Annotated in this window: 16 protein-coding genes; 4 read left to right on the top strand and 12 right to left on the bottom strand. The window is 66.1% G+C overall.

Going from position 1 to position 15,149, the window contains the following annotated elements; translation table 11 throughout:
• Positions 1-119 precede the first annotated feature (119 nt).
• On the top strand, positions 120-1,913 hold the full coding sequence (locus DJ019_RS17860; RefSeq protein ID WP_133255330.1) for an AMP-binding protein: 1,794 nt from the start codon (positions 120-122) through the stop codon (positions 1,911-1,913).
• Positions 1,900-2,766: an NAD-dependent epimerase/dehydratase family protein gene (locus DJ019_RS17855; RefSeq protein WP_165844065.1), complete on the top strand. Its 867-nt coding sequence runs from the start codon at positions 1,900-1,902 to the stop codon at positions 2,764-2,766. The genes DJ019_RS17860 and DJ019_RS17855 overlap by 14 nt, the downstream gene beginning before the upstream one ends.
• Here the strand turns inward: DJ019_RS17855 and DJ019_RS21705 are convergent.
• From DJ019_RS21705 to DJ019_RS21260, 8 genes are all read right to left on the bottom strand, one after another.
• Positions 2,763-3,518: a C40 family peptidase gene (locus DJ019_RS21705; protein ID WP_111277566.1), complete on the bottom strand. Its 756-nt coding sequence runs from the start codon at positions 3,516-3,518 to the stop codon at positions 2,763-2,765. The genes DJ019_RS17855 and DJ019_RS21705 overlap by 4 nt on opposite strands.
• A 74-nt stretch (positions 3,519-3,592) precedes the next feature.
• Positions 3,593-4,477 (bottom strand): S66 peptidase family protein, encoded by an 885-nt coding sequence (locus DJ019_RS17845; protein WP_165844064.1) that lies wholly within the window; start codon positions 4,475-4,477, stop codon positions 3,593-3,595.
• Complete coding sequence (locus tag DJ019_RS17840) at positions 4,474-5,082, bottom strand: hypothetical protein (protein ID WP_111277562.1); 609 nt, start codon at positions 5,080-5,082, stop codon at positions 4,474-4,476. The genes DJ019_RS17845 and DJ019_RS17840 overlap by 4 nt, the downstream gene beginning before the upstream one ends.
• A gap of 397 nt (positions 5,083-5,479) precedes the next feature.
• A complete protein-coding gene (locus DJ019_RS17835; protein WP_111277560.1) occupies positions 5,480-5,668 on the bottom strand; it encodes a hypothetical protein in 189 nt (62 codons plus the stop codon).
• A gap of 107 nt (positions 5,669-5,775) precedes the next feature.
• Positions 5,776-6,249 (bottom strand): hypothetical protein, encoded by a 474-nt coding sequence (locus DJ019_RS17830; protein WP_111277558.1) that lies wholly within the window; start codon positions 6,247-6,249, stop codon positions 5,776-5,778.
• Positions 6,250-6,486: 237 nt separating this feature from the next.
• Positions 6,487-7,821, bottom strand: coding sequence for a tyrosine-type recombinase/integrase (locus DJ019_RS17825; RefSeq protein WP_111277556.1), 1,335 nt, complete (start codon positions 7,819-7,821; stop codon positions 6,487-6,489).
• Between the two features lie 524 nt (positions 7,822-8,345).
• Complete coding sequence (locus DJ019_RS17820) at positions 8,346-8,702, bottom strand: hypothetical protein (RefSeq protein WP_111277554.1); 357 nt, start codon at positions 8,700-8,702, stop codon at positions 8,346-8,348.
• A gap of 141 nt (positions 8,703-8,843) precedes the next feature.
• Complete coding sequence (locus tag DJ019_RS21260; RefSeq protein ID WP_205854199.1) at positions 8,844-9,002, bottom strand: hypothetical protein; 159 nt, start codon at positions 9,000-9,002, stop codon at positions 8,844-8,846.
• 347 nt (positions 9,003-9,349) lie between these two features.
• On the opposite strand from DJ019_RS21260, the gene DJ019_RS17815 reads away from it, so the two are divergent.
• Complete coding sequence (locus DJ019_RS17815; RefSeq protein ID WP_111277552.1) at positions 9,350-10,423, top strand: 2OG-Fe(II) oxygenase; 1,074 nt, start codon at positions 9,350-9,352, stop codon at positions 10,421-10,423.
• A gap of 9 nt (positions 10,424-10,432) precedes the next feature.
• On the opposite strand, the gene DJ019_RS17810 is transcribed toward DJ019_RS17815, so the two are convergent.
• Both DJ019_RS17810 and DJ019_RS17805 read right to left on the bottom strand, forming a co-directional pair.
• Positions 10,433-11,131 carry a response regulator gene (locus tag DJ019_RS17810; protein ID WP_111277550.1) on the bottom strand — a complete coding sequence of 233 codons (699 nt, stop codon included), beginning with the start codon at positions 11,129-11,131 and terminating at the stop codon, positions 10,433-10,435.
• A complete protein-coding gene (locus tag DJ019_RS17805) occupies positions 11,128-12,633 on the bottom strand; it encodes a sensor histidine kinase (protein ID WP_111277548.1) in 1,506 nt (501 codons plus the stop codon). The genes DJ019_RS17810 and DJ019_RS17805 overlap by 4 nt, the downstream gene beginning before the upstream one ends.
• 213 nt (positions 12,634-12,846) lie before the next feature.
• On the opposite strand from DJ019_RS17805, the gene pal reads away from it, so the two are divergent.
• Positions 12,847-13,380: a peptidoglycan-associated lipoprotein Pal gene (gene pal / locus DJ019_RS17800; protein ID WP_111277546.1), complete on the top strand. Its 534-nt coding sequence runs from the start codon at positions 12,847-12,849 to the stop codon at positions 13,378-13,380.
• A gap of 9 nt (positions 13,381-13,389) precedes the next feature.
• On the opposite strand, the gene DJ019_RS17795 is transcribed toward pal, so the two are convergent.
• Together DJ019_RS17795 and DJ019_RS17790 are read right to left on the bottom strand one after the other, a co-directional pair.
• The gene (locus tag DJ019_RS17795; protein WP_111277544.1) at positions 13,390-14,178 is read right to left on the bottom strand and encodes an SDR family oxidoreductase; all 789 of its coding nucleotides are present in this window, start codon (positions 14,176-14,178) and stop codon (positions 13,390-13,392) included.
• 20 nt (positions 14,179-14,198) lie between these two features.
• Positions 14,199-15,119 carry a hypothetical protein gene (locus DJ019_RS17790; RefSeq protein ID WP_111277542.1) on the bottom strand — a complete coding sequence of 307 codons (921 nt, stop codon included), beginning with the start codon at positions 15,117-15,119 and terminating at the stop codon, positions 14,199-14,201.
• Positions 15,120-15,149 lie beyond the last annotated feature (30 nt).

Raw genomic sequence — 15,149 nt, 5'->3', positions numbered from 1 at the left:
TTCGACCGGCCCTCCTCTCGGTCCTCGCGAGGCGCAGCTTTAAGTGCCGCAGCGTCCACGCGCCGCGCCGCTGGCGCACCCCAGCCAGGGCCAGTTTGCGAGGAACATGATTCTTGGGCTTGCTGCGGAAAGCTGAGTTCGGCACCGTCGTGTGCTCAACGGGTGGTCAAAGGTCAATGACAGCGTCGTCAAAGCGCGTTACCGACGCCTTCCTCGCTCTGCCGCCGAGCCACATCGTGCTGTCCGAAGATGATCGAGACTTCACGCGTGCGCAGATTGGAGACTGTGCGGGTTGGATTGCGACTGAACTGCGCACCTCGCCGCAGCTAGAATACGTCTTCATCGCCTCCAGCAGACCCTCCATTGTGATTTCGGCAGTGCTTGGGTGTTGGTTGCAGGGGCGCTGTCCGATCGTGCTGGACAATCTCCCCGGCGATCCTTGGCCAGGGGCAGAATTCGAAGCGCAGGCCTTGTTGGTGGTCGACGCCGGCTTTCGACCGGACCTCGATTTGCCCGAACTTCCCTCTCGGCCGATCGTCGTATTCGGTAACGAGTCGGCCCCCCTCGGTGGCCAGGTCGCCGGCCGATTGGCCTACGGTGTTCGCACGTCGGGGACGACGGGCGCGCCGCGGATCGCGCTGAACACATGGGCCGGCCTTCAGAATCGTCTCACCTGGATGGTGGACGAGCTCGGCTCCGGGAGGCCACCGGTCATCGGCCTGTGCACGCCGCTCGCGTTCGACAGCTTCTTTTGGCAGTTCACCATGCCGATCCTGCTGCGAGGGAGGGCTCAGTGTGGAGCGACGCCGTACACGCGGAGCCTGCCCGACCTCAGGACACATCTCTCACAAGGCCGGCTGAACTGGATCGATGTCACGCCCTCTGTCATGCGGATGTTGCTCGACGATGCCGAGCTCTCCGCAGGAGGCTGCGCGCAAGTCGAGTTGGTCGTTCTTGGAGGTGAATCGACGACGTCGTCACTGCTCGAGGCGGTGCGGACGCGCTTCCCCGCCGCGCGGATTCTGAACCTCTACGGCCCGTCGGAATGTGCGATTGGCTCTGTCTTCGCCGACCTTACGGCGCATTCGGGTGACGCCGTGCCGATCGGGCGTCCCATTCCGAACACACAAGCGTTTCTCGCGAACCCGCTGGTGGGCGGCGGCGGAGTGACAGTTGAGGGGGAGCTTGTTCTTGCGGGGGTCTGCGTCGGCGAAGGCTACCTGGGTGCGCCAGAGCAAACGGCGGCGCGGTTCACCAAAACGGGGGGCCGTGTCACCTACCGAACCGGAGATATCTGCCGGCAGGATGCGGAGGGGGACCTGTACTTCATCCGACGGGCTGGCCGGGACATGGCGGACTTGGCGGACTTCAAAGCTCGCGGCGTCAGGCACGACCTTCGGCCCTGGATTTCCGGCGTCGCGGCCGCCCTCTGCGTATCGGATTGGACCTATCGCATTCAGTCGGTTGGGCAGGAGTCAGAGGTGCTTTTCGACCTGCACATCTCCGACAAGTCTCACGCCCCCGGCGTCGGCGAGCTCCTCTCCGCCCTCGGTGCGAATGCGCCGCCCCACGGCGTTACCGGCGCGGTTCGGCTCGTCGTGCCTTCGATCGGAGCATCTGGGAAGCAGACCAGCGAACAACTTGTAGAATTTAGGTTTCCGCTCCAGGGCCAGACCATCAAGACCGCCGACGCGAACGACCTGTCGTCCTGGCTAGAGACGCTCTTCCCTCAGGCCGAACACATCCGCTCCTACCGCGATGCAGGTGGCGACTCTCTCGACGCCTACAAGCTCGTGCTCGCCGCGGAAGAGCTTGGCATCGAGGTTTCTTTCGAGGATCTCCTTTCGGACATGCCGCTTAGCGAAGTCATCGTCGGCGCTCTCCGACGAAAGTCACGCGATGCGTCCCACTAGGCTCGTAGTCATCGGTGCGAGTGGCTTTCTGGGTGAGGAGATCACCGCGCTTGCGGACGCCGACGTCGCAATCCAGTGCCTGGCGCTCACCCGCCGCGGATCGAGGGTAGCCGGTCTTGAGAGCATCGCCGTTGGCGACCTCAGCGAGGACGGCGCCGTGAGTGGCCTGGAGCAGGCTCTCTCGGAGTTCCAGGCGGATGGGGTGATCAACACCGCTGGTAGCTCAAGTTGGTCGGACTTCAGATCGGTCCGCCAAGCCGCGCTGATCTCACGAAGCGTCCTCGCAGCATCGAGAGGACGGCCTTTGGTGCACGTCTCCTCAGTGTCGGCTGCCGGCGCCAACGCCGGCGTGCACCCGACGGCAGTTTACGCGCGATCAAAGCTGGAGGCCGAACAGGTCGTCCGTCGTGCCGCCTTGCGCTGGCCGGGACGGCTGGCCATCGTGCGACTCGGGCAACTTGGCCCCTCATCGGTTCGGTCGGGGGGCTGGGCCGACCATAAGAGCGTCCTGCGGCAGCACGTTACCTTTGACGGCGGGCATGTGAGGGTCGCCCTACCGGACGCGGTGGAGGTCACGCCCGTCGACCAAGCCGCGGCCCACATTCTAGCGTTGTTCGCCCAACCTGAGCTGGACCTGATGCAAACCGTCTCAACGGTTGGACTAGAGCGCAAAGCCCTTGAGGCGGCGGCGAATGGGCTAGGGCTCAAGCTGGCGTGCGAAGACGCCCGCGCCATCCAAACCGATCCTCCCAACGGCATCGAGGGGATCGAGGTGCGGCTGCCGGCGCCCCCGAACTACGCCGAGATACTGCTGCGCAGGCTGCGTGACGATGCAACTGATGCAAAGATCTAGATGGGCCTGCGCACCCGCATGTCCGCGACTGCATGTTTGCGATTGCGGGCGATCATCTCGATGGGTTCGATTTGCACGACCATTCCGCCGCCGTCGGCGTGGACTGCGTGTCCATCGGCCACGTGGATCGCAACATGCCCTGGCCAGAATACGAGATCTCCCGGAAGGAGATCGCCGAGTTGAGCATCGGGCACGGCACGCCCGACCGCCTCGACTTGCTCTGAAGTATCGCGTGGGCAATCCCTGCCGCATTGGTTCAAGGCGAGTTGCACGAGCGCGGAGCAATCCAATCCATGGCTGGTGCGACCGCCCCAGAGGTAGGGGGTGCCTACAAACTGTCTCGCAAGGGGTACGAAGTCTGGCAGATCACGCAGAGGCCCGAAGTGCACGGCGGGGAACCACAGGCCGTGGGCGTCCCGCAGCAACTGAACATCTTCGCCAGTACCTGGCGCCCGCACGCGCGCCTCTCCGACCACTTCTATCGCCGTCCCAAAGCTGACCCAAGTCGACGGTCCCTTTAGGTCTGCTTGCTCGTACCCAAACGAGGCCAGCGCGTGGCAGCGCAGGGGCGTCCCTGCTGACCCTCTCGCAAGGTCATCCACCAAGCTCTCTGCCGTGACCCAGCCTGCATACCCGTCGGCAAGCGCAACGACGCGCGCCCAGCCGTTGTGAGTCTCCTCCACACGAACAGCCTCGTTGTAGAGCAGCTCTGAGACGGCCTCAGCGTCGGCGGATGGCGACGAATGAACCATCGCTCGGCTCACCGCCAACCGGCGCGTCCGAGCAGTGATGGGCGTATCCGTTCCTAGCGACACTCGGCGATCCTTTAGGCAGAAAGTTTGTCGTGCAGGGTCAGCGTTGCGCCCTCGGCTTTGCAGGAGAGCTTGCCAGCTGAACCCAGAACGATGGGTTGATTGTGGCGCGCGTGCCCGATCGGAAGCGAGGCTCCGATCGGTCCCGCATAGTAGTGAGCCGCAATCTCCTCGATGGTGTGGCCCCAGGGCGGGTCATTGTCCTGTGTATCGGAGAATGAGCCGAGGACGAGACCTGCGATCTCATCAAAGACGCCAGCGAGCTTGAGATGCAGGAACATTCGATCGAGCGAGTAGAGATACTCGCCGACGTCTTCGAGGCAGAGGACTGCGCCGGCGAGCTTGGGAACGTAGGGCGTGCCAAGCAGGTGGGTGAAAACCGAGAGGTTCGCGGCCACGGTCCAACCCTCAGCATCGCCCGCGCGCACAGTCGACAGTTCGAAGGCCCGAGGCGCGACTTTCGCGCCGGATAGGAGATCGCGACAGAGCGCAAACGCCGCCTTGAGATTGTCGACCTTTTCCGGCGACTTTAGGTCGATCGGCATGGCCGCGTGGAGGCTGGTGACGGAAGTGCCCAACAGCGCAAAGTGGAGAGCGGTGATGTCGCTATATCCGGCAAGAATCAGAGGCCGCGCCGGTCCCCGCTTCCCGAGCGCTGGCAGCAGCCGCCCGGCGCCATAGCCGCCGCGGGCGCACCAAATGGCGTCGACGTCGTCGCGGTTGAGGCTTTCGTTCAACACTGTGACCCGCGTTTCGTCGGGTCCGGCGAGCTGATGGTCACGCAACTCGTTCTGCGGTGCGATTTCGACTTCGAACCCGAACGGCTCAGCAACGGCCCGGAACTGCTCGAGGAGCGGCCGGGCGACCCAGCGAGCTGGAGCCAGCAGCAATATCTTCACGTGTGCGCTCCTGGTGCCGCCGCTTGGCCCGATCCCGTCGCGGGGTTCGCGGCTGGAGCGGGCATCAGCCTGGTGACGGCGGCTTCAAACCTGCGGTCGAGGTGCCCGCGTAGTGGCGAGCCCCAATGAGCGACTAGTTCGGGATTGGTTAACTGGGCCTTAAGAAGCGAGTCCGCGTGTACAGGATTGGTCTCCAGCGAGGAGAGGTACTGGAACTCGACGTGATCGAACATGAGATCAAGCTCCGCGAGGCGAGCGAGCTTCTCCTTGCTCATTTTCTGAAGGAGCGCGTACCGGCGTCCATTCACGTATAGCTTAAGGCAGTCGGGGTTGGCGGCCACGTACTTGTTCATCTCGAAGATGCGCTCATAGCGCGCCTGCATCGCGCTCAGCCGCATAATGCCCTCTTGCTGTCTCAGTTGCCGCAAGACGAGAACAACGCCCACCACCGCAACGGTCAGAGAAAGCAAAGCGATGATGTCCGCAGCTTTCAGCATGCCAACGAGCGGTTCATCCCCGTCCTGCGCGAGCGCCGATGTCGCCAAGAGCGAGGACATGACGATCAGCAGAGCCCCGACTGGGCGTAGACGCGTGGAGTTCAACATGCGCGATCCCGCTCCCCTTCCCCGCGCCCAACATCGGGCACGAGTCTCCGAATGGTAGCGGGTCCCGAGCGTAAGCCCCAGACGCGACGACGCGGAGGCTCATCGAGCTCGAAGAGTCCGCGACCAAGCCGCGCGTCACGCCCGAGGACTCCGGACTGCGCCCGGACGAGTCCGCGACCGCTTGCGGGCCTACAGGGACGCGCTGGGCGTCAGCTTGCAACCGGCCGCGCGGCCGGCGGCTTCGGCTTTGCGCCAATTGCGGAAGTTGGCCTACCGCCAGAAGGCAGACACTCCAGGGGACCAGAATGCCGGGTGGGCAACCGGTTCGTCCCGCGGTGTTGAGACCGGCCCAGCGGCCGCTCGCCGTCGGCGCGTGATGCAGGTTGGGACCTAACACCTACGCGCCCGCGAGTTGGTCCATCAGGTCCTCTGCCGACCAGGTCTGCCCGTCGAGCACGAACGTCTCGACGCCGTAGCCGTCGTCCCACAGCGCCTGGTTCACGAGGCGCAGGGTCGCGGACCCGATGGTGAGCAGGATGTCGTCCCCGTCCTGCTCAACGGTCACGCTGCCGGGCGAGACATCCATGAGCTCCAGCCGGTCGTCGCCACCGTCCTGCCCTTCGGTCAGGGTGTCGCCGCCGTCACCGACCGACCAGCGGAAGACGTCGTCGCCGAGCCCGCGAAGACTTAGAACTATTTGCTACGAGTGATCAATACCGGCTCAGCGTGCCGCGTGTCGTTCGGCGACCGGGTAAAGTAATTGCCCTCAGAACTGAGGAGCAGCTGCCGGCATGTCAGCTTGTTCTGCGGAAATTCCACGCAGAACCGATCGCCCTCGAAACGATAGATGCCGTCAGCCGGAACCCTCATGCCCGTGAGCATCCACGTGCCGTTGGTCGAGAAGTTCTCGGTGAGTTGCGGCGATACGGTGTTGGGCCCGCTTCGCCGCAACGAAGCGCCATGAAGTGCAGCTTCAAGGGCCGGCCCCGTGAGGACCTTGGCGGCCATCGCCTCCCGGGACGCCTTGGTGGGCGGGGTCTTTATCTGGGGCAGGGGGTTGTACCAGGCAGGAACCGCGTCCTCGCCAGGGGCCGCGCTCCCCGCGCAGGCCGGCCCGCTCGCGGCGAGCGCCGCGGCCAGGCCGAGCGCCGGGCCGCGCTTCGCCACTGCGCACAAGCGAATCCCAACTCTACGCCACATACGATACGCCCCCGACGCGAACTGAAGGCAGACTAGACTTATGGTTGATTTCGGCGCAACTATGACACGAAAAGGTGATGGGGTGGCCGGGCAAGCCTTCGCGATGGGCTCCGCGCCGACGTCCTTTCCACATCGTTGCTTCGCATTGCTGGAAGCAGACCTTCCGAACGTCTCAGACGAGTCAGACCCGGTCCTTGCGGGTAGTCAAAGCGGTTGGGGCAACCTCGACTCACGCTGCCCTCGCTTGGTTTCCCGCGTCGGTTGAAGTTCAAGGACGTGTGACGCCCATGCCGCCAAGGCAGCCCGTTTCTCCGGCAAGTACTCATTGCGATCGTACACCGCGGTCACGGCTGCGCCCTCCTTGGGATCATGGCTGAGGACTTTGCCTACAATGAAGCGCCGGATCCCGTAGCGCTCCCCTGTCAGCGTGGTGGCGCCCGAGCGTCGGAAGTCGTGCGGCGAGCCGGGCGGCAATTCCAGCCGCTTGCACAACCGGGTGACGGCTCTGGTGAGGGCGTGCGGGTCCAGATGCTCAGTAGGATCTTTGGGCGACGGGAACACGAAGTGGCTCCGACCGGCCAGCGCCCTCGCCTTCTGCAGGATCTTGGCGGCAACCGGCGAGAGCGGAACGACATGGATCCGTTTGGACTTCGTCCGCTCTGCCGGGATGGTCCACGTCCCGGCGGCCAAATCGACCTCGGACCACCGCGCGCCCGCGACCTCGGTCCGCCGGCTCAATGTCAGGATCAGGAACTGAAGCGCCAGCGCCATCTGTGGGCCCATCCGGGCGTGCGGATCGCCCCGCTGCTCGCCCTCCTTCCGAATGACCGCTGCTTCTTCCAGAGTGGCCCATAAGGCAGCCAGGGCCACGTCGTCGAAGAGACGGGAGCGCGACTCCAACGCCAGCGGCCTCGTCAGGCCCAGAGCCGGGTTCGCCTCGATCCGGTCCTCGTGCACGGCGAAGCCCAGAATGTTGGACAGGACGCCGCCGACGCTCGCGATGCTCGCGGGCCGAAGCCTCCCCTCCAGCGCAAGCTCCCGCATAAAAATCTTGATGTCAGCTCGGCGAAGATCGGCGAAGCGGCGGTTACCTAGGGCACCCTGGATATGGGCTTTCCAAAGGCTCCGCTCGTTCTGCAGCGTGCGATCCCGTTTGGGGCGCCGGCGCCCTCCGTGCAGACCCTTGGCGGCCGCGCTCCAGTAGGCTTCGGCAAGCTCCTCCAACGTCTCGCCCGTGCGCGCCACTTCCTTGGCGATGGCCCTCGCCTCCGCCGGGTCCGCGCCTTCGACAACGGCAACTTGGTGGGCGGCCGCACGTTCGCGGGCCTCCGCCAAGGACAGACCGGGATAGTTGCCGAGCGGCAGTCGACGCCGTTCGCCACCAACCGCGACGTAGCGTAGCACGAAGGTCTTCGTACCGGTGGGATAGACGATGAGACAGAGACCGCGCGCGCCCGCGACGGCACGCTCATAGCGCGAAGCCGTTGGCTTGAGCGCAGCGATCTGGCGGTCTGCGGTGATGCCCCGGGACGTACTCAAGCTACCCTCTCATTCTGCCCCCCCTAGAGCCAAGGGGGGCATTAGGGGGGCAGCGACGACGGTACTAGCCGGAACCCGTCGGTCAACCGAAGAACGTGATTAATGTGTTATTTCAGATGCTTATGAACAATTTGAAACTCCGCGAAACCCGTCGAAAATGACATGAATTTCGTTCACACCGAGGGGGTCACAGGTTCAATCCCTGTCGCATCCACCATTTTCTTCCGCCGCTGAACCGGTGCGAATTCCCTTCCCAAGAATATCTTCAAGAAATCCGTCGGTTAGGCGGCCGCTTGGCCATGCGCTCGGCTCTCCGAGCCCAGCCGTTCCAGCCAACTGGTCTCATCACGAGCTGGCGAAAAATCTCCGCCTTCATATTGAGCCGGTGGTTGAAGGGTACCTGCGCGCACGGCTTGCCTGGTGCGCGAGCCGCCACGCCTCAGAAGTCGTGCGGCTCGCTCGGCGAGCGCCTTCAGGGGGGCGGAAATGGGTGCGCGCTCCGGATTCGGAGCGCCGAAGCCGCTTCAGCCCTCAAGTTGCTCCGAAGAAATCGCATTGATGATCTGCGGCAGCGACGCGGCGGCGCGGACCGAAGCCACCAGCTCGTCCAGAAGTTCTTGCTCCTCCCGCGGCGGACCGGCTTCGCCGGCGATCGCCTCGTCATCGCGCCAGTCGTCAGGATTGGCCTGGATCGACGCGGCCACCCGATCCTTCACCTGGTCCAACGTCATCGGATCGATCGCCTCGGCCTGCTGATCGATCCGGTGAACGCTTTGCTGGACGAGCCAGCGGAACAGTCGCTCCCAGAATGGTCGGAAAACGCCTTGGTCGACGACACTGACGACCTTCCAGCACCGCAGGTCGGGCCCGACCAACACCATGCCTACCCGCGATCCATGCTGCAGGTCCCATGACGTGCAGGTGGAAAATGCTCAGCACCGAGAAAATAGTCCACCTTCTCACGCCCCGCCTCGGCGTAGCGACCGACGTCGCGGCAAACGCCAGGGCGGGAAATGTCGGGCTCACCGGCGCTTGTCCGACTGAGCCTTGGCCGCTCCGGCCGGATGACCGACAGCAGCGCCCGTCCCCACCTTGGACCAGGTCGGAGTGCCGTGAACGTACCGTTCGACCGGATTGAACCTCGGCTTACCCTTGTAGGAACCCGTCAGTCGCTCACGCATCTCAGCGTCCATCCGCCGTGCACATCACCTGATCGGCGCTGACATCGTTCACTGTGAGATTGGACAACGCAACTGCCCCGAAACTGACCCGGCCAAATCGGCGGGACGGGCGCAAGCTCTAGTGGTGTTCTGACAGTTTGAGAGCTCCGGGTATCTTCGGCCACCGGCGTCCGGCCTGAGGCGTAGCCCCCCCGTCGCCCCATGGGCCCTTATAACGATCCCAGAATTGCCTCTTCCGCCAACTCGGCCACGTTCCGGCCGCAGCGAAACACGGAGGGCGACACGTTGAGGAGCCGCAGTCTCGAAGGTCCGCTCCCTGGGGTTCGGCACGCTTCCAGGTTTCCCCGATGAGCCTCGCCCTTGGCGTCCCAGCGCCGATCTTCAACGCGCCCTCCCCGGTCAATCCGAACTTCGCGTTCAGCAGCCTGGGCGGGAACTACATCCTGCTCGCCTTCCTGCCGGAACCCGGGCCGGCCCGTGATGCGGCCATCGCCACCGTGCGAGCGCACGCCGACCTCTTCGACGATCGGCGTCGGGTCCTGTTCTTCGGCATCCTGCCGGATGCCGAATCCTATGCGGCGGCGCGAAACGATCCGCCGTTCCGCTGGTTCGCCGACCTGAACGGCGAACTCCGGCGGCTCTATGGCGCCGTCGACGAAAGCGGGGCTCTGAAGCCTCAGTGGGTCGTCGTCGATCCATCGCTTCGCATCCTGGGATGGGGGCCGCTCGACAAGGGCGCCCAGCTCCTGAGCCAGGTTGCACGGCTGGGTGACCCGGACGCCCACGCCGGCGTCCCGCTGCACGCGCCCATCCTGATCGTGCCCCGGGTGTTCGAGCCTGGCCTGTGCCGTCGGCTCATGGATCACTACGAGCAGACGGGCGGCCAGCCGTCCGGCACCATGATCGAGCGTGACGGCAAGACCGTGGGCGTGCTCAGCGACTTCAAGAGCCGCCGGGACTCCACGATTTCGGACCCGGACCTGGTCGCGGCCTGCCGAGCCCGGATCTCCCACCGCCTCCTTCCCGAAATCGAGAAGGCGTTTCAGTTTCGGGCGACCTACATCGAACGCTACATCGTCGCCCGATACGACGCTGAGGATGGCGGCTGGTTCAAGCCCCATCGCGACAACACCACGCCCGGCACCGCGCATCGGAAGTTCGCCGTTTCCATCAACCTGAATGCGGAGGCCTTCGAAGGGGGCGACCTGCGGTTTCCGGAGTTCGGCAGCCGCACCTACCGCCCGCCCACCGGGGGCGCCGTCGTGTTCTCCTGCTCGCTGCTCCACGAGGCGACCCGCGTGACACGAGGGACCCGCTTCGCCTTCCTGCCGTTCCTCTATGACAGGGCCGGCGCCGAGGTACGGGCGGCGAACCGCGACACCTTTGAGTTCGATGCGAAGGCAGCGGACGACGCGGCCTGATCCGCGGGCTCAGTTTCCGTCGTCGTCCGCCTTGAGCCGATAGCCCAGCCCGGGTTCGGTCCGAACGAGGCGAGGCGACGACGGCTCGGCCTCCAGCTTCTGGCGCAGTTGCCCGATCAACACACGCACGAACTGGGCGTCCACCTGGGCTCCGGCGCCCCACACCGCGGCAATCAGTTGGCGATGGGTGACGACCCGCCCCGCGTGACGGGCCAGGGCCCGGAGCAGGTCGTACTCTCTTGGCGTCAGGTGGACTTCCTGGTCCTCGATGCAGACTCGCCGAAGCGCGAAGTCGATCGTGAGGTCCCCGCTTCGGAAGCGCGCCTGAGCCGAGAACCGCCGTTCTCGGCCACGCAGCGCCGCCCGCAGTCGGGCCAGCAACTCCCCCACGCCGACCGGCTTGTTCACGTAATCATCGGCGCCAGCGTCGAGGGCCGCGATCTTCTCATCTTCCTGATCGCGCGCAGACAGGACGATGATCGGCGCGTCCGACCATTCGCGCACTCGCGCAATGACCTGTTTGCCGTCGAGATCCGGCAGGCCCAGGTCCAGCACGATGATGTCGGAAGGTTCAGCCGCAAGCTGGGTCAGCGCAGACTGGGCGGTTGTCGCGACGGCCACGTCATAGCCTGCCGCCTGGAGGGCGGGGTTCAGCGCCCGGACGATCTGGGGCTCGTCATCGACGAGCAGGAGACGCGGGTCGCTCACGGCTGTGCCTGCTTGAGCCGAAGCCGCGCGGCAAGACCCGGCCCATCCGCTCGATTGTAGACCCTGACCGCGCCGCCCATGGCTTCGAGGAGCCCGCGAGTTATGGCGAGGCCCAGGCCTGTCCCGGGAACAGGCGTGGCGGTGGACGCGCGGTAGAACTTCTCGAAAATTCGCTCAGCGTCTGCGGGCGCGACCCCCGAGCCCCGGTCCCTGACTTCGACCACGACGTTCACGCCCTCCGGCTTGATTGCGACATCCACAGGTGATCCCCGCGGCGAGTAGCGGAGAGCATTGTCGATCACATTGCCCAGGGCCTGCTCGAACAGGACCGGGTCGCCCATCGCCTCCGGTGTCCGCGGATCGACAACGGTCGACACGACCCGGCCAGTGGCGAGGACCCGCCGATCCAGGGTCCGGCGGACGACCTCGGGCACATTGAACGGCGCGGGCCGCAAGTTCAGGGCACCGGCCTCGAGTCGGCTCATGTTGAGCAGATTGGCGACCACGTCGTCGAGGCGTTCGGCCTCCTCGCGGATGGTGGCCAGCAGGTCCGCGCGGGTCTCTCCGTCGAACGCTCCCCCGAACTCCTGCAGGCTGGTCGCAGACGCCAGGATCGCCGCCAGGGGCGTACGCAGATCGTGCGAGATGGATGACAGCAACGCGTTCCGCAGGTCCTCCGCCCGCGCCCGCGCCTCGGCCTCCGACTTGGCCGCCGCCAAGCGGGCGCGCTCCAGCGCCGCGGCTCCGGTGTCGGCGAGGATCTCCAGAAGCACCAGCTCGTCCTCGCCCAGCTCCCCGGCCGTCGGCCGCCACGCGACCGCCCCAAAGCTCAATCCGCCGGCGCGGAGCGGCCTCAGGCGCCAGCCATCAAGGCTCGTGGTCCTGGCCGTCGCATCGGCGTGGGAAGCAAGATCGAGCAGCGCCCGGCGCAGGGCGGGATCGTCCACCTGGGCGCCGCAAAGCTCTCCCTCGTCGGCGACGACGGCTTCACCGCGCGCCCCCAGCGCCAGATGATGGGCAAGGCGCTCGCGGATGAACCCTTCCTCCGAACTGGCCGAGAATTCCCGGCTCGCGGCGAAGAGGGTCGCGCTGACCCTCTGGCGCGCCTGGGCCCGGATAGCGTCGTCCCGAACACGGCCGGTCAGCAGCCCGGTCAACACGGAGACCGCCAGAAAGACCATCAGGACGTTGAAGTCCTCGGGCGAGCCGAACGTGAACTGAAAGCGAGGATCGACCCAGAAAAAATAGACCACGAAGGCCGCGCCGGCGGCCAGGTAGGCAGGCCCCGAACCGAGCAGGAAGGCGGCAAGGAGGACGCCCGCCAGGAAGATGCCCGATAGCCGGTCGCTGCCCGTGATCCGATAGAACACCTCCGCCACGCCCGTAGCGCCAAGCACTATGGGCGCAACCGCCGCATATCGAAGCACCTGACGCAGGATCATGCGAGACGGGCTCGCCTCGTGCAGGTCGGACGACAGCCACCACATCGGCGTCACGATCATCACCGGGTCCGTTCGGTCAATTATGCAGCCCTTATGTCGGCTGGGCGGACCCACCTTATAATTTCGTTATGCTGGCGCTTGGCTGAGCCTCGGGCGATCTCCGACCGGAAAGTCCGCAAGGCGCCGACCGGAGCTCTGCCGTCTCCCTCGCTTTGGACGCGGCAACGGCCCACGCCCGGCGGGCATCGATATCCAACCGCCGGGAACCTGCCGATGATGAGAGCCACCCGCACCTTGATCCTGGCCGCCGCCGCCTCCGCGCTGCTCGCGGGTTGCGCGAGCAAGCCCAAGCCCGCGCTCACTGCCGCACCGCCCTCCAGCGAACCCGGGCCGTCCACCGAGCTTCCGCCCCCGCCCGCCGCAGGCGCGGTCAGCCAGAGCGCCCAGGAGGCCCTCGCCGCTACCGCCGGCGATCGCGTCTACTTCGATTTCGACAGCTCGGCGCTGGATGCGGAGGATCGCGAAACGCTGCGTCGCCAGGCAGCCTGGCTTGCCGCCAATCCTGGCGTTCAGGCTCGGGTCGAAGGCCATGCCGACGAGCGTGGGACGCGGGAATACAACCTCGCCCTGGGCGCGCGCCGCGCTTCGGCCGCGCGGCAGGCACTGATCGAGGGGGGCGTCGCCGCCACCCGCATCACGACCATCTCCTACGGCAAGGAGCGGCCGCTGGACCCCGCCTCCAATGAGGAAGCCTGGGCCCGCAACCGCAACGCCTACACCGTGGTGATCGAAGCCGGGCGGCCCTGACCCCGATCTTCAGCCGCCCATCATCTTCGCCCGCAGGCGGCGCATGCCGCCCAGCCAGCGGTCGTAGTCGCCCGTTTTGCGCTGCATGTAGGTCAGCACCACCGGGTGCGGCAGGATCAGGAACTTCTCTTCCGCCAGGCCCTGGACCACGCTCTCGGCCACCTCGTCGGGCGTCAGGACGCCGTCCAGGTTCTGCGGCTGCGAGGCGGCGTCGCCCTGGCGGAGCATGGCGGTATCGACGCCCTGGGGACACAGGATCGAGACCTTGATGCCCTGGTCCCCGTGGGTGATCGCCAGTGACTCGGCGAAGCCGACCGCCGCGTGCTTGGTGGTCGAATAGACCGCCCCGCCGATCTGCGACAGCAGTCCCGCGGCCGAGACGGTGTTGAGGATGTAGCCCCCGCCCCGCGCGCGCATCCCGGGGATCGCCGCGCGGGCGGCGTGGACGTGGGCCATCACGTTGACGTTCCAGGCCCGCTGCCAGACGGCGTCGGGCGACGAAGCGGCGTTGTCCTTCTCCGGGTCGCCGTCGCCGATGCCGGCGTTCGAGCAGAAGAGATCGATGCCGCCGTGACGGGCCTCGATGTCGGCCACCATCGCGGCCATGGCCTCGCCGTCGCTCACGTCCAGCGTCACCGCCTCGCCGCCGATCCCGGCCGCCACGGCCTTGGCGCCCTCGCCGTTGCGGTCCACGACGATCACCGCCTTGGCGCCCTCCCTGGCGAAACGACGGCACAGCGCGGCCCCGATCCCATCGGCGCCGCCGGTCACCACGACGACCTTGTCCTTCACGTTCATCTGCTCGGGTTCCTTTCGGGTCAGGCCTGTGCCGCGTCGGCGTAGCCGGCGTAGGAGTTCTTCATCGTGGCGTGGTTCAGGAGCATTTCGGCCACCTGTTTCTGGCCGGTGGAGTCGAACACTCGCGTCCGCACCCAGTAGGATTCGGTGCGCTTGCTCTCGGCCAGGGCCGCGATCTCGCGCCGCAGGACATATTCCTCGCCGACGAACAGCGGCCCGTCGATCACGCGGATCTCCTGGTCGGCGAACAGGCCGACCGCCGGCCCCTTCACCGGGAACGCGGCCTCGCGGCTGGAATACTCGAACAGCACGCTGAGCATCTCGAAGGGGATGATCGCCCGGCCCCAGGGCGAGGCCTTCGCGTCCGAGTACCAGGGCGAGGTCTCGGTGATCACGGCCAGCTTCTGGTTCAGGCTGAAGGGATAGAGCGCGCCCATGTTCTGGTCCGGATCCATCCGCACCCGCTCTTCCTTGGCTCCCGTCATGCCGACCTTCAGGTCTTTCAGGATCAGGAGCTTGCCTGGCGGCCTCAGCGCCGCCATCCGCGCTTCCAGCAGGGTCGGCCCGGAGTCACGACCAAGGTGCGCGCTGGCATCCAGCACCGGCGTGCCGTCGGCCTTCTCGGCCCAGACGCGGGTGGACGTGGCGCCCTCGGGCGGAATCTCGGCGAAGGCTCGGACCTCCTCGCCCTCCACCACCATGTTCAGGAAGTGGGAGGAGATGCAGCCGCGTTCGAACCAGGCCTGGCCCCAGATCTTCGCCAGCAGCGGCTGGAACTGCGAGAAGTGCGTCGGCCCTTCGATCGGCCCGGCGCGGAAGCCCAGCTTCTCGGCCATGGCGTCGTCGTGGATGGACGAGTGGCCGCCGTATTCCTGATCGGCCAGCATCTGGTGCGGCCGCCGCAAGGGGCCAGCGAGGCTGAGGGGTGTGTCGAAGCTCATGGGCGTCTCCTGGCCAGCGGCGCGCGCCGC

It is taken from the genome of Phenylobacterium kunshanense (assembly GCF_003254525.1).
Taxonomy (GTDB): Bacteria; Pseudomonadota; Alphaproteobacteria; order Caulobacterales; family Caulobacteraceae; genus Phenylobacterium; species Phenylobacterium kunshanense.
The sequence above is the reverse complement of the archived record's forward strand: the minus strand, read 5'-3'. Positions and strand labels throughout refer to the sequence as shown.

Coding starts and splice junctions, on each gene's coding strand:
- DJ019_RS17855 (WP_165844065.1), top strand. CDS start 1,900: ATGCGTCCCACTAGGCTCGTAGTCATCGGTGCGAGTGGCTTTCTGGGT.
- DJ019_RS21705 (WP_111277566.1), bottom strand. CDS start 3,518: ATGGTTCATTCGTCGCCATCCGCCGACGCTGAGGCCGTCTCAGAGCTG.
- DJ019_RS17840 (WP_111277562.1), bottom strand. CDS start 5,082: ATGTTGAACTCCACGCGTCTACGCCCAGTCGGGGCTCTGCTGATCGTC.
- DJ019_RS17835 (WP_111277560.1), bottom strand. CDS start 5,668: ATGGATGTCTCGCCCGGCAGCGTGACCGTTGAGCAGGACGGGGACGAC.
- DJ019_RS17820 (WP_111277554.1), bottom strand. CDS start 8,702: ATGGTGTTGGTCGGGCCCGACCTGCGGTGCTGGAAGGTCGTCAGTGTC.
- DJ019_RS21260 (WP_205854199.1), bottom strand. CDS start 9,002: ATGCGTGAGCGACTGACGGGTTCCTACAAGGGTAAGCCGAGGTTCAAT.
- DJ019_RS17815 (WP_111277552.1), top strand. CDS start 9,350: ATGAGCCTCGCCCTTGGCGTCCCAGCGCCGATCTTCAACGCGCCCTCC.
- DJ019_RS17805 (WP_111277548.1), bottom strand. CDS start 12,633: ATGATCGTGACGCCGATGTGGTGGCTGTCGTCCGACCTGCACGAGGCG.
- pal (WP_111277546.1), top strand. CDS start 12,847: ATGATGAGAGCCACCCGCACCTTGATCCTGGCCGCCGCCGCCTCCGCG.
- DJ019_RS17795 (WP_111277544.1), bottom strand. CDS start 14,178: ATGAACGTGAAGGACAAGGTCGTCGTGGTGACCGGCGGCGCCGATGGG.
- DJ019_RS17790 (WP_111277542.1), bottom strand. CDS start 15,119: ATGAGCTTCGACACACCCCTCAGCCTCGCTGGCCCCTTGCGGCGGCCG.